This window comes from Nonomuraea helvata (genome assembly GCF_039535785.1).
Classification (GTDB): domain Bacteria; phylum Actinomycetota; class Actinomycetes; order Streptosporangiales; family Streptosporangiaceae; genus Nonomuraea; species Nonomuraea helvata.
This window is the reverse complement of sequence record NZ_BAAAXV010000011.1, coordinates 314,346-327,137: the sequence shown is the minus strand read 5'-3', so window position 1 is coordinate 327,137 and position 12,792 is coordinate 314,346. Positions and strand designations below refer to the sequence as shown.

At 72.4% G+C, this 12,792-nt stretch carries 11 protein-coding genes; 9 read left to right on the top strand and 2 right to left on the bottom strand.

Features of this window, described 5'->3' with window-relative positions; translation table 11 throughout:
• Position 1 precedes the first annotated feature (1 nt).
• Positions 2-1,603, bottom strand: a complete 1,602-nt coding sequence (locus ABD830_RS49470) for a PucR family transcriptional regulator ligand-binding domain-containing protein (protein WP_345002549.1) — start codon at positions 1,601-1,603, stop codon at positions 2-4.
• Positions 1,604-1,733: 130 nt separating this feature from the next.
• On the opposite strand from ABD830_RS49470, the gene ABD830_RS49465 reads away from it, so the two are divergent.
• The 8 genes from ABD830_RS49465 (at position 1,734) to ABD830_RS49430 (ending at position 11,454) form a co-directional block, all read left to right on the top strand.
• Positions 1,734-2,597 (top strand): oxamate carbamoyltransferase subunit AllH family protein, encoded by an 864-nt coding sequence (locus ABD830_RS49465; protein WP_345002548.1) that lies wholly within the window; start codon positions 1,734-1,736, stop codon positions 2,595-2,597.
• Complete coding sequence (locus ABD830_RS49460; RefSeq protein ID WP_345002547.1) at positions 2,594-3,961, top strand: AllF/FdrA family protein; 1,368 nt, start codon at positions 2,594-2,596, stop codon at positions 3,959-3,961. Before ABD830_RS49465 ends, ABD830_RS49460 begins: the two co-directional genes overlap by 4 nt.
• Positions 3,958-5,334, top strand: a complete 1,377-nt coding sequence (locus ABD830_RS49455) for a YlbE family protein (RefSeq protein ID WP_345002546.1) — start codon at positions 3,958-3,960, stop codon at positions 5,332-5,334. Before ABD830_RS49460 ends, ABD830_RS49455 begins: the two co-directional genes overlap by 4 nt.
• Before the next feature lie 198 nt (positions 5,335-5,532).
• Positions 5,533-7,479 (top strand): serine/threonine-protein kinase, encoded by a 1,947-nt coding sequence (locus ABD830_RS49450; RefSeq protein WP_345002545.1) that lies wholly within the window; start codon positions 5,533-5,535, stop codon positions 7,477-7,479.
• A gap of 42 nt (positions 7,480-7,521) precedes the next feature.
• On the top strand, positions 7,522-8,094 hold the full coding sequence (locus ABD830_RS49445) for a TetR/AcrR family transcriptional regulator (protein ID WP_345002544.1): 573 nt from the start codon (positions 7,522-7,524) through the stop codon (positions 8,092-8,094).
• A 50-nt stretch (positions 8,095-8,144) separates the two neighbouring features.
• Positions 8,145-9,326: a Cmx/CmrA family chloramphenicol efflux MFS transporter gene (locus ABD830_RS49440; protein ID WP_345002543.1), complete on the top strand. Its 1,182-nt coding sequence runs from the start codon at positions 8,145-8,147 to the stop codon at positions 9,324-9,326.
• Positions 9,323-10,138, top strand: a complete 816-nt coding sequence (locus ABD830_RS49435) for an MOSC domain-containing protein (protein WP_345002542.1) — start codon at positions 9,323-9,325, stop codon at positions 10,136-10,138. Before ABD830_RS49440 ends, ABD830_RS49435 begins: the two co-directional genes overlap by 4 nt.
• 47 nt (positions 10,139-10,185) lie before the next feature.
• Complete coding sequence (locus ABD830_RS49430; RefSeq protein ID WP_345002541.1) at positions 10,186-11,454, top strand: MFS transporter; 1,269 nt, start codon at positions 10,186-10,188, stop codon at positions 11,452-11,454.
• Between the two features lie 56 nt (positions 11,455-11,510).
• On the opposite strand, the gene ABD830_RS49425 is transcribed toward ABD830_RS49430, so the two are convergent.
• Positions 11,511-12,191 (bottom strand): cysteine hydrolase family protein, encoded by a 681-nt coding sequence (locus ABD830_RS49425; RefSeq protein ID WP_345002540.1) that lies wholly within the window; start codon positions 12,189-12,191, stop codon positions 11,511-11,513.
• Positions 12,192-12,245: 54 nt separating this feature from the next.
• On the opposite strand from ABD830_RS49425, the gene ABD830_RS49420 reads away from it, so the two are divergent.
• Positions 12,246-12,758, top strand: coding sequence for a PadR family transcriptional regulator (locus ABD830_RS49420; protein ID WP_345002539.1), 513 nt, complete (start codon positions 12,246-12,248; stop codon positions 12,756-12,758).
• The last annotated feature ends 34 nt before the right edge of the window (positions 12,759-12,792 follow it).

Below are 12,792 nucleotides of genomic sequence, written 5' to 3'. Positions count from 1 at the left end.
CCTAGATCCCCCGCATCCGCAGCACGTGCAGGGCCAGGGTGAGGTTGAGGCGCAGGTGTGGGTCGTCGGTGAAGTTGCCGAGCAGGCGTTCCAGCTTGCCGATGCGGTAGCGCAGCGTGTTGTAGTGGAAGTGCAGCCGCCGGGCCGTCTCCGCCACGTTGAGGTTGGTCTCCAGGAGCACCTGCAGGGTGCGCCGGAGGTCGGCGTTCTCGGCGTCGACGTCGGTGGCCAGCGGCCCTAGCGTCTCGCGGACGAACGCGTGCAGCTCCTCCGTGTCGTTCACCAGGGACAGCAGGCGGTAGACGCCGAGCTGGTCGAAGTGGGCGACCGCGCCGGGGCCGTGCAGCTGGCGGCCCACCCTGGCCGCCTTCAACGCCTGCGAGTACGCCTCGGGCAGCGTCTCCGCCCCCGGGCTCGGCCGGGAGGTGCCCGTCGAGAACGTCGCGGGCGGCACGTCGGCGAAGGCCGAGGCCGCGTCCTTGGCCACCCGGGTGGCGTCGATCGAGGCGTCCACCACGGCCACCACCTCGTGCGAGAACCCCGCGACCGCCCCGCGCGGGTCGTGCCGCCGCATCGCCGCCGTCCAGCAGGCCACCAGCCGGTCCTGCGCGCTGCGCTCGTCGCCGTCCGGGTCCAGCTCGGCCACCAGCACGGTCACGGGGCGCGCCAGGTCCCAGCCGAACGCCCGCGCCCTGGCCGTGACCCGCTCCGCCGTGCCCGCCCGGCCGGTGAGCACGTCGCGCAGGAAGTCGGCGCGGTACTTGCTCTCGACGGCGTTGACCGCCTCCTGCCGCGTCACGACGAGCGCGGCGACGGTGGCGGCGCGTTCGAGGATGCCGACGTCGCTGTCCCTGATCGCCCCCGTCGGGCTGTAGGCGACGATCCTGCCGTGGTGGTGGCCCCCGGCGAGCACGGGCACCGAGGCGAAAGACCGTGCCCTCCCGGCGGCGGCCGGAAGGGACGGGCCCTCGAGGGAGATCGACTCGCGCAGGACCGCCACCTGATCGGCGGCGCCCGAGCTGGCCAGGACGCGGCCCGAGCCGTCCACGGCCGCCACCGACACGTCGAGCAGCTGCGCCACCTCGGCGGTCACCTCGTTGAGTCCGCCGCCCGCCAGCACGACCTGCACGAGCGCCCGGTGCGCCTCCTCGGCGCGGGCGAGCACGGCGGCCTGGCGGTTCAGGATGTCCGTCAGCACCTGGTTGAGGATGTCGTCGAACCCGACGTCGTTCGGCAGCAGGATGAGCGGGAAGCCGAGCCGGTCGGCCTGCTCGACCATCTCGTCGGGCAGCTCGTCCACGTACCGCCCGAGCTTGATCGCCAGCGCCGACAGCCCGCGCTCGTCCAGGTCGGCCACCAGCCGCCCAAGTGACTGCGGGGTGTTGCGCAGCGGGTAGCCCGTCGTGAGCAGCAGCTCGTGCGGCTTGACCCAGGCCAGGATGTCGGGCACTTCCATGACGTTCAGCCGCTGCACGATGCGGCCCAGGCCGCTCTCCCCCGCGATCAGCCTGGCGTCGGCGAGAGTCGAGACACCGAGCACCTCTCCTACGGAAACACCGTGAATGATCGTCCCGGTGCTGGCGAGCCGGACGGGGGGTTCCATGTGGAGATTGTGACTCCAGAAGCGGTCTGTCAGGAAGAGCCAACCTTCCCGCTGACTGTTGGCAAATTTCTCCGTACGGAGGGTTCCGCGCCCGTTCTACGGTCAGGTCCAGGGTCGGATGGGAGGCCAGGTGACCGTCAGTACTCATGTGAGGCGCGCCCGCATCCATGTGACGGGTGCGGCCAGCACGGCGGTGCGCCCTCTCCTGGAGTCGCCGCGCCGCCCCGCCCGCGTGCTCGCCGTGTTCCCGGCGGGGATCTATCTCGAGGTCAGAACCGACCTGGAGCCTTCGGTGATCGCCGTCATCACGGGCGCGGCCACGCGGCTGCCCAATTCCGTGCTGCTGGCCGCCCAGTTGCCGCACGTCACGCTGGGTGACGACGCCTCGGTGGGCGAGCGCGTCATCGAGCTGGGCCCGCTGAGCCTGAGCGTGCGCCGCTGGTGGGACCCCGCCCCGCCGCTGGGCCGGATCGATCGGGCGCGCCTCGAGTACGCCGCCACCCGCCTGAGCCGACCGCCGGAACCTCCGCTACCGGGCCTGGCGGGTAACGGGGCCGTCGAGTCACTGGCGGACAGCTGCGCGAAGGGCTGGCTCCTGGGAGCGGTGACGGCGGCCGAGCAGCTCGTGGGCCTGGGTCCCGGGCTCACGCCGAGCGGCGACGACGTGCTGGCGGGCCTGCTGGTGACGCTGCGCCGGCTGGGCGCGGCGGCCGGGGCGGAGCGGGCGGTCTGGCTGGCCGACTGGCTGGCGGCGACCGTGACGTTCGACGCGCGCACCCGTACCACGCCCATCTCGGCCACGCTCCTGCACTGCGCCGCCAGGGGCGAGGCCAGCCCCGAGGTGACCGCCGTGCTGCGCGGCATCGCCGGCGGGCAGCCGCTCGAGCCGGCCCTGCGTGATCTCCACCGTCTCGGCCACACCTCGGGCGCGGACCTCACCCAGGGCATCGCCATCGGGACGTCCGCCGTCCTCGCTCTGAGCGGGCCACGATGAGCAGCGATGCGGTGCTGGTACGGAAAGGCACGTACCACGACTCAGTTGCCCTCATGCGCATAAGTCGTGCGCTGACCGAAATGTCGGGTGTGGAGGTGGCCATGGTCGCCATGGCCACCGAGCTGAACCTCGGCATCCTCCGCGACCTGGGCTTCACCGTCCCGGCCGCCGACCCGGGCGACCTCCTCATCGCCGTACGCGCGCACGACACCCGGGCGGCCGTCGAGGAGGCCGACCGCCGGCTGACCGCAGGCCGTCACCCGGAGGGCGCCCCAGCCGACCAGCCCGCCGACCAGCCCCCGCTCACCACCCGCTCGGCCGCCAGGACCGGGGCCGACCTGGTCCTCGTCTCGACCCCCGGCGAGTACGCCTTCGCCGAGGCCCAGGACGCCATCCAGGCCGGACTCCCCGTCATGATCTTCAGCGACGGCGTCCCCGCGGCCCAGGAGCGCCGCCTGAAGGAGCTCGCGGAGGCCCAGGACGTCCTCGTGATGGGCCCCGACTGCGGCACCGCCCTGATCGGCGGCGTCGGCCTGGGCTTCGCGAACGTGCTCGGCCCCGGCCCCGTCGGCGTGGTGGCCGCCTCCGGCACCGGCGCCCAGCAGGTGACGTGCCTGCTCGACTGGGCGGGCACCGGCGTCAGCCACGTGCTCGGCGTGGGCGGCAGGGACCTGTCGGCCGAGGTGGGCGGCCTGTCCACGCTGCGCGCCCTGCGCATGCTGGACGAGGATCCGGCCACTGAGCTGATCCTGCTCATCTCCAAGCCGCCGTCCCCCGAGGTGGCGCGGACCGTACAGGACTCCGTGGCGCGGCTGCGCACGCCGGTGCTGCTCGCGCTGCTCCCGGAGATCGACCTCACGGAGGCGGCCGAGCGAACGCTGCGCGCGCTCGGCAGGCCCGTGCCCGAGTGGCCGTCCTGGCCCGCGTGGTCGGGCAAGCAGAGCCGGGCCAAGACGATCAAGGGCGTTTACTCCGGCGGGACGCTCAGCGCCGAAGCCGCGCTGATCGCCGGCCGTGCCGGTTCGAGAGGGGGCGACTTCGTCGACTACGGCGACGACGCCTACACCAGGGGCCGGGCGCACCCCATGATCGACCCGACGCTCCGCGTCGAGGCGCTCTCCCGGGCTCACGAGAGCGATCTGGTGCTCATGGACGTCGTGCTCGGTCACGGCGCCGACCCCGACCCCGCCGCCTCGCTCGCGCACGCCGTCGCCCGCACCCCCGCCACCGTCGTGATCGCCCTCATCGGCACCGAGGGCGACCCGCAGGACCTGCACCGGCAGGCCGCCGCCTTCAGGGAGGCGGGCGCGGCCGTGTTCACGTCCAACGCCCAGGCCGCCAGGCACGCCAGGAGTCTCGTATGAGCCTGCTGTCCACCCCGCCCCGGGTCATCACGGTCGGCGCGGGCCTGCTCGACGAGGCACTGAGGGCGCAGGCCGTCCAGACCGTACCCGTCAGCTGGCGCCCGCCACTGCCCGGCACCGCCGAGGCCCTGGCGAAGGTGCTCGCCGACCCGCGCAGGCAGGCCGCGAACGAGCTGGCCGTGAGCAGGCTGACCTCCGCGCGCCCCTACCTGGTAGGGGTGCGGCGCGCGTCGGAGGTGCTGGAGGCGGGGACGTTCCTGCACGCGGGCCCGCCCATCACCTGGGAACGCGCGTCGGGCCCGATGCGCGGCGCGCTGATCGGCGCGATGCTGCTCGAGGGCCGGGCCGGCGACGAGCACGACGCCGCGCGCAGGCTGGCGGCCGGCGAGATCGCGCTGCGGCCGTGCCACGAGCACGCCGCCGTGGGCCCGATGGCGGGCGTGGTGAGCCCGTCCATGTGGCTGTTCGAGATACGCGACGACGAGCACGGCGGCACCGCGTACTGCTCGCTGAACGAGGGCCTGGGCAAGGTCCTCAGGTACGGCGCCTACGGACCGGAGGTGCTGGAGCGCCTGCGCTGGATGGACGCGGTGCTCGGCCCGGCGCTGAAGGCGACGCTGGAGCGCACCGGGCCCCTCGACCTGCGCTCGCTGATCGCGCAGGCCCTGCAGATGGGCGACGAGCTGCACAACCGCAACCGCGCCGCCACCTCGCTCCTGCTGCGCGAGCTGGCCCCCGCCGTGGTCGAGGCCGTCCCCGGCCACGCCGCGGAGGTTCTGCGCTTCATCAACGGCAACGACCACTTCTTCCTCAACCTCGCCATGGCGGCCGCCAAGGTCGGCACCGACGCGGCCCGCGACGTGCCCGGCTCGTCCCTGGTCGTGGCCATGGCCAGGAACGGCACCGACTTCGGCGTCCAGGTCTCCGGGCTGGGCGGGCGCTGGTTCACCGGTCCCGCGGGCGTGCCCGACGGGCTCTATCTGGGCACGTACGGGCCGGACGACGCCAACCCGGACATCGGCGACTCCACGATCACCGAGACGTCGGGGCTGGGCGGGTTCGCGATGGCGGCCTCGCCGGCCATCGTGCGGTTCGTGGGCGGCGAGGTGTCCGACGCGGTGCGGGCCACGCGCTCCATGTACGAGATCACGCTCGCCGAGCACCCCGCCTACCAGATCCCGGGGCTCGGCTTCCGCGGCACGCCCGTCGGCATCGACGTGACGCTCGTCGCCAGGACCGGCCTGCTGCCCGTGGTCAACACCGGCATAGCGGGCCGCGTCCCTGGGACCGGACAGGTGGGGGCGGGCCTGGTCAAACCGCCCGTGGAGGCGTTCACCGCCGCCCTGCTGTCGCTGGCCGAACAGGCCAGTTGAATTACGACATAACCGCAGGTAATCACCCTTGTCAGGGTTGATCAGCTTCCCTTGCGCATTGCCCGCAGATATCGTAACGAACCACTTTGTTTACGTTCAGTGCGGGATGGGGGCGGGAAGATGGCAGCCGACCGCTTGCTCAGCGGCCCCGGCCCGGAGGGAGGTGCCCCCAGCGGCGCCCCGCAAAGCCAGGGACGCTTGATCGGCCGGCGGTACCGCCTCATGTCGCCGGTCGGCAGGGGCGGCATGGGCATGGTGTGGCACGCCCACGACGTCCTGCTCGACCGGGACGTGGCGGTCAAGGAGCTGATCCTCCCGTACGGGCTCGACCGCGCGGGCATGCAGGTGGCGCACCGGCGCATGCTGCGCGAGGCCAGGTCGGCCGCGCGCCTGACCCATCCCGGCATCGTGACCGTGCACGACGTGGTCGAGGAGGACGGCCGCCCCTGGATCGTGATGGAGCTGGTCCGCGCGTGGTCGCTGGAGCAGGCCGTACGCCAGAGCGGGCCGCTGCCGGTGATCCAGGCGGCCGAGATCGGCATCCGGGTGCTCGACGCGCTCAGGCACGCGCACGCCGCCGGGATCCTGCACCGCGACATCAAGCCCGGCAACGTGCTGCTGACCCAGGACCGGGTGGTGCTGACCGACTTCGGCATCGCGGCCATCGAGGGCGACGTGACGATCACGCAGACCGGGCTGCTCATGGGGTCGCCCGCGTACATCCCGCCGGAGCGCCTGTCGGGGCAGGCGATCACGCAGGCGGCCGATCTGTGGTCGTTCGGCGCGACGCTGTACGCCGCCGTCGAGGGGCGGCCGCCGTACGAGGGGCCCGACCCCGTGGCAGTGCTCGGCTCGGTGCTCACACAGGACCCGATCAGCCCGCAGCGGGCCGGCTCGCTGCAGCCGGTGATCGAGGGGCTGCTGCGCAAGAACCCGGCCGAGCGGCTCACCTCCGGCCAGGTCATCGAGATGCTGGAGGCGGTGCTGCGCGCGCACGGCTCGGTCCGGCCTCGCCCGGCCGAGACGCTGCCCTCGCAGGACAACCTGCCGCCGCTGGACCACCCGTCGGGGCCGATGCCCTCGCGGATCGTGGAGACCCCCTCGGGTCCGGTACGCGTGCCGTACGACCCGCTGACCAGCCCGTCGGGCGGCCATTCGATGCCGTACGACGCACTGCAGAGCCCGTCGGGCAGCCACAGGACCGATCAGCTGTCGACGCCGTCCGGCGGGTTCGACGCGTTCGCCAGTCCCTCGGGGGGCCGGCCGTTCGGCGGCACGCCGTCCGGGCCGCACCGGATCGCCGGGGGCCTCGAGGACGACTCCGGCCCGCAGCCCGCGCCGATCCTGCCGCTGACCACGGACAGCCGCGCGTCCTCCTCCGGCGCCACGCCGTGGCCGCTGGCCTCGGCGGACGACCTGCGCGAGCACTCGCGCGACCTGTCCCGCGACCTCAGCCACAACCGCCCGGCCACGCTGCCCGGCTCGGCGCCGCGCACGGGCAAGAGCAGGCGCAGGCCGGAAGAGGACGACGGCTTCTGGAGCAGTGGCGGCCGCCCGAAAACGCTCATGATCAGCGTGCTGGTGGGCATCGCCGTGGTCGTCGGCGCCGTGGTGGTCATCCTGTCGGGCGGTTCGACGCCCACGGTGGCGCCCGGGACCCAGGCGGCGAGCTCCTCGCCCGACGCGGCCCAGGACGGCGAGCCCTCGGTGATACCCAGCGGCTACAGCGAGCACGGCATGGCCGGGTTCGCCGCCGCCGTGCCGGAGGGCTGGAAGGCGGGGACGTCGGGCGGCGTGACCACGTTCAGCGGGCCGAAGGACTCCGGCATCCGGATCATGGTGCAGAAGGCCGCCGCGCAGCCCGACGGCGGCCTGGCCGAGCTGGGCAAGCAGGAGGCCAAGGGCGGCGTGGACGGCTACATCCAGGTGCAGCTCCAGGCCGTCGACTACCGCGGCCGGCGGGCCGCCGACTGGGAGTACACCTACACGACCTCCAACGGCGTCCCCATGCACGCGCTGACCAGGTACGTCACGATCGACGACAAGGACGCGTTCACGATCACGTTCGACATGCCCGAGCTCAAGTGGGACGACCAGGCGGAGGCCCGCCAGGTGTTCCTGGACACGTTCCGGCAGGCGAGCTGACGTATTGCACCGTTCGTTCCAAAACGTGCTAACGTGCGGAGCATGGGGCGACCGAGGAAGTTCGAGGAGAAGCGCGCCGTCGAGGCGGCCATGCGCGCGTTCTGGACCGCGGGCTACGAGGCCACCTCGACCCAGGACCTGTGCACGGCCACCGGCCTCGGCCGCAGCAGCATCTACAACACCTTCGCGAGCAAGCACGACCTGTTCGAGAAGGCGCTGCGCCACTACATGGACGAGCACAACGCCGCGCTCGCCGACCTGCTGGAGTCCGGCCTGCCGGTCAAGGAGAAGATCCGGACCATCCTGTGGTGGGCCGTCGACCCAGACCCCGGCGAGCCGTCCGGCTGCCTGGTGGTCAACTCGATGACAGAGCTCGCCCCGCGCAACCCGGAGATCGCCGAGCTGCTGCGGCGCGACAGCGACAGGCGGCGGGAGATGCTGCGGGCCGCGCTCGAGGCCGGCCGCGCCCGGGGCGAGATCGACCCGGGCAAGGACCCGCTCGCTCTGGCGCAGTTCGTCATCGCCACCGTCAGCGGCCTGCGCGTGGCCGCCCGGGGCGGGACGGACCGGGACGGGCTCGAGTCGATCGCGAAAACCGCGCTGAGCGTCTTCTGACTTTTTCGCGCCCTCGTTTTGAACTGATCAATCTAAAAAGGAGTGAGACCATGCCGTTGGCCGTCTACATCCTGGGCCTGGCGATCTTCGCTCAGGGCACCTCTGAGCTCATGCTGGCCGGGCTGCTGCCCGAGATGGCCGCGGACCTGCACGTGTCCGTGCCCGGCGCCGGGCTGCTGATCTCGGCGTTCGCCCTGGGGATGCTGGTGGGGGCTCCGGTGCTGGCCGTCGCCACGCTGCGCTGGCCCCGACGGACGGCGCTGCTGACGTTCATGGTGGTCTTCGTGCTGTCCCACATCGTGGGCGCCCTGACGTCCAGCTACGGCGTGGTCTTCGCCACCCGCGTCGTGGGCGCCTTCGTGTACGCCGGGTTCTGGGCCGTGGCCGCGAGCACCGCGGTCGGCCTGGTGCCCGCCAACGCCCGCGGCAAGGCGATGAGCGTGCTCGCCGGCGGGCTGACGGTCGCCACCATCATCGGCCTGTCCCTGGGCACGGTCATCGGCCAGCACCTCGGCTGGCGCGCGTCCTTCTGGGCCGTCGCGGCGCTGTCGGCCCTGGCCGGTCTGGGCGTGCTCGCCACCATCCCAGGCGGCCGCCCCTCCGGTGCCGCGCCGCGCGTCTCCGACGAGCTGCGCTCCATGGGGAGCCCCCGGCTCTGGCTCTCGTACGGGACCACCGCGCTGACCACGGGAGCCCTGCTGGCCTCCTTCAGCTACCTCAGCGTGCTGCTGGTCGGCACCACGGGCCTGGCACCGGCCTGGGTGCCCGCGGTCCTGGCGCTCTACGGCGTCGGCTCGCTGATCGGGATCACCATCGGCGGCAGGATCGCCGACGCCCGCCCGTTCCCCACCCTGTACGTCGGCGTGACCGGCCTCGTCGTCACCTCGGTGGCGCTGGCCCTGGGCGCGTCGGCCACCGTGCCGGCCATCGCGCTGATCTTCCTGCTCGGCGCGTTCGGCTTCGGCACCAACCCCGCGCTGAACACCCGCGTCTTCTCGCTGGCCAAGGACGCCCCGACGCTGGCCGCCGCGGTGAACGTCTCCTCCTTCAACGTCGGCATCACCGTCGGCCCCTGGCTCGGCGGGCTGGCCATCGAGGCGGGGCTCGGCTACCCGTCCGTCGCCTGGATCGGCGCCGCCATCGGCGTGCTCTCGCTCGCGACCGTGGCCCTCTCGGCAGCACTGCACCGCTCCACGGCCGCGGAGACCAGTGAGGTACTTTCTCGCGTATGAAGCTGGCGAGCATCCACTTTTACCCCGTCAAGTCCACCGCAGGGCACGAGGTCCGCGAGGCCGAGGTCCAGCCGTGGGGGCTGGCCGGCGACCGCCGCTACCTCGTCACCGACGAGCGCGGCGACGTCCTCACCGCCCGTGAGGAGCCCCGCCTGCTGGCCGTCGTCGCCCGGCTCGACGGCGACGGGCTCACGCTGACCGGCCCGCACGCGGACCCGCTGCGGGTCACGCCGGCCGAGTCGATGTCCACGGTCACGGTGGCGCGCACGCCCGTGGAGGTCACCGACTGCGGCGACGACGCGGCACGCTGGCTGTCCGGGCTGGTGGGGCGGCCACTCAGGCTCAAGTGGCTCGACGACCCGACCCGCCGTCCGGTCAACCCCGAGTACGGACGGCCCGGCGACCGCGTGAGCCTGGCCGACGGCTACCCGCTGCTGCTCACGTCCAGCGCCTCGCTCGCGCGGCTCAACGACTGGATCGTGGAGACCGCGCTGGAGCGCGGCGAGGAGGCGCCCGAGCCGCTGCCCATGCACCGGTTCCGGCCGAACGTGGTGGTCGACGGGGTGGACACGCCGTTCGCCGAGGACAAGTGGGAGCGGGTACGCATCGGCGCGGTCAACTTCCGGGTCAGCAAGGGGTGCGACCGGTGCGTGCTGACGACGATCGACACGGCCACGTACACGAAGGGGAAGGAGCCCATCCGAACGCTCTCCCGGCATCGCAAGTGGGACGGGAAGGTGTGGTTCGGCATCAACCTGATCCCGGACACGCCGGGGCGCATTGCTCAGGGGGATTCGGTCACCATTCTCTGACATTTCGGCCTTTTGGGTGATGTGGGGGGTTATGCGAGACTTCACACGTGACCAGTGCCCCCACAACACCAGCGGTCTCGTCCGCTGACCGAATTCAGAGCGTCCAGCGCCGTACCCTGGCTGTCCTGTCGGCGACGCAGATCGTGGGTGGGGTGGGGGTCGCCGTCGGGCTCGCGCTCAGCTCGGTGGTCGTGGACGAGCTGTCGGGGTCCACGGTGATCAGCGGCTTCGCGGGCACGGCCACCGTGCTCGGCGCGGCGCTGCTGGCCCTGCCGACCGCCAAGGCGGCGGGCCGGGGTGGCCGCCGCGCGGGACTGTCGGTGGCGTACCTGTCGGCGCTCGCGGGCTGCGCGATCTCGGTCCTGGCGATCAGCCTGCATGCGTGGCCGCTGCTCCTCGCGGGGCTCGTGCTGGTGGGCGGCGGGAGCGCGGGCAGCCTGGCGGCGCGCTACTCGGCCACGGACCTGTCGCCGCAGGGCCGCTCGGCCAGGCACCTGTCCCTGGTCGTCTGGGCCTCCACGATCGGCTCCGTCGCCGGCCCGAACCTCGCCAAGCCCGCCGACCAGATCGGCATGCGACTGGGCCTGGTGCAGCAGGCGGGGCCTTTCGCGTTCGCGGCGCTGGCGTTCGCGCTGGCCCTGACCGTCATCTTCGTCTTCCTGCGCCCCGATCCGCTCAAGCTGGCCCGCTCACTCACCGGCGCCCAGCGCACCGGCCGCGCCCCCAAGGGCACGATCCGCACCGCCTGGCAGACCCTCCGCACGACCCCGAACGCCCGCCGCGCCCTCGTCATGATCGCGGTCAGCCACACGGCGATGGTGTCGGTCATGTCCATGACCCCGGTCAAGCTCCATCACGACGGCTCGAACCTGGACGTCATCGGCCTCGTGATCAGCCTGCACATCGCGGGCATGTACGTGCTGTCGCCGGTGGTGGGCTGGCTGGCCGACAAGGCCGGCAAGGTGCCCGTCCTGGTGCTCGGCATGGCCCTCCTGCTGGCCGCCGCCACCCTCGCCGGCACGGCCGGCCACCGGGTGTGGCAGGTGACGACCGCGCTGGTGCTGCTGGGGCTCGGCTGGTCGTGCGGCCTGGTGGCGGGCTCCGCCCTGGTCACCGAGTCCGTCCCGCTCGACGGCCGCCCGGCCGTCCAGGGGCTTTCCGACCTGCTGATGAACGTCTGCGGCGCCACGGGCACGATCGTCGCGGGCGCCATCGTGGGGGTGCTCGGGTACGGCGTGCTCGGCCTGGTCGTGGGGGTCATGGTCACCCTCGCCGGCGTCTGGCTCACCGTCATCTGGCGCACCACCGACGCCTGAACCGCCAAACACCCTGGGCCCTCACTGTCCGCCGGCCGCAGCGGATGGATGCGGGTTCACCGCCGCTGCCGGCCACTGGTGGCGGGATCCGCTCCGGTCAGGCGGTCCGTGATCTCCTCGGCGTCCAGCACCAGCGCAAAGCCCTTGCGCAGGACCGCGAGTTCGGGTTCCTGCCGGGACTCGTCGTCGGTGGCGGTGACGTCGGCGCCGAACACGACCCGGTACCCGCGCTCGTAGGCCTGCCGCGCCGTGGTGCCGCAGCAGTAGTTGGTCAGCGTGCCGGACACGATCACGGTGTCGCGGCCGAGGTTGCGCAGAATGGTGTCGAGCGCGGTGTCGTAGAAGGCGCCGTAGGAGGGTTTGCGGATCAGGACCTCCTCGTCGCGGTAGCCCATCTGATTCCAGACCGTGGCGGGGCCGGGCCGGCGCCAGTCGGTGTCGCCGTTCGGCAGGTAGCGCAGGGCGTGCGGGCGGTCCAGGCCGAGGTGGGTGTCGTCGAAGATCGTCCAGATCACCGGGACGCCGACGTCGCGGCAGTGGTCGATGAGGCGGCGCAGCCGGGGTGCCATGCGGGTGGCGGCGGGCACCCAATACGGGCTCCAGCCGGGCTCGACGAACTCATCCTGCATGTCGATGACCAGCAGTGCCGAGCGTTCGGGGCGGATCGTGAACGACGCCTGCCCTTGTTCGTAGGCAGCCTGGGCGCGCGCGGTCACCCATTCCTCGGTGTAGGACATCCCACTCCCTATATCGATTCGACATACCTCGTTTCGATGTGCCACGATAGCAGCATGCTCGAGCTGGCGATCCTGGGGTTCCTGGCCGACGGGCCGCTGCACGGATACGAACTGCGGCGGCGGGTCGCGGCGTTGTCCGGACACACCCGCCCGGTCAGCGACGGCAGCCTCTATCCGGCGATCAACCGCCTGGTCAAAGCCGGCCTCCTGGAACGCCGCACCGAGCCGGGCGCCTCCGCCGCCCAGCGCCACGTGCTCAACCTGACCGACCACGGCCGGGATGACCTGCTGCGCCGGCTGAAGGAACCGGCCGAGAACGACATCACCGACGGCACCCGATACTTCACCGTCCTGGCCTTCCTCTCCCTGCTTCCCGACGTCGCCGACCAGCACGCCGTGCTGCGCCGCCGACTGCGGTTCCTGGAACAGCCCGCCGGCTTCTTCTACGACGGTGACCGTCCTCTGCGCTCCCGGGAGGTGGACGACCCGTACCGTCGCGGCATGCTCGTCATCGCGCGCGCCACCAGCCGCGCCGAACGCGCCTGGCTGCACGAGATCTTGTCCTGACACCGTTCAAGAGCCCGAGAAGAGCCTCACCCTG

Excerpts from the sequence above, each read along its gene's own strand:
- ABD830_RS49470 (WP_345002549.1), bottom strand. The coding sequence starts at position 1,603 with ATGGAACCCCCCGTCCGGCTCGCCAGCACCGGGACGATCATTCACGGT.
- ABD830_RS49460 (WP_345002547.1), top strand. The coding sequence starts at position 2,594 with ATGAGCAGCGATGCGGTGCTGGTACGGAAAGGCACGTACCACGACTCA.
- ABD830_RS49455 (WP_345002546.1), top strand. The coding sequence starts at position 3,958 with ATGAGCCTGCTGTCCACCCCGCCCCGGGTCATCACGGTCGGCGCGGGC.
- ABD830_RS49445 (WP_345002544.1), top strand. The coding sequence starts at position 7,522 with ATGGGGCGACCGAGGAAGTTCGAGGAGAAGCGCGCCGTCGAGGCGGCC.
- ABD830_RS49440 (WP_345002543.1), top strand. The coding sequence starts at position 8,145 with ATGCCGTTGGCCGTCTACATCCTGGGCCTGGCGATCTTCGCTCAGGGC.
- ABD830_RS49435 (WP_345002542.1), top strand. The coding sequence starts at position 9,323 with ATGAAGCTGGCGAGCATCCACTTTTACCCCGTCAAGTCCACCGCAGGG.
- ABD830_RS49425 (WP_345002540.1), bottom strand. The coding sequence starts at position 12,191 with ATGTCCTACACCGAGGAATGGGTGACCGCGCGCGCCCAGGCTGCCTAC.
- ABD830_RS49420 (WP_345002539.1), top strand. The coding sequence starts at position 12,246 with ATGCTCGAGCTGGCGATCCTGGGGTTCCTGGCCGACGGGCCGCTGCAC.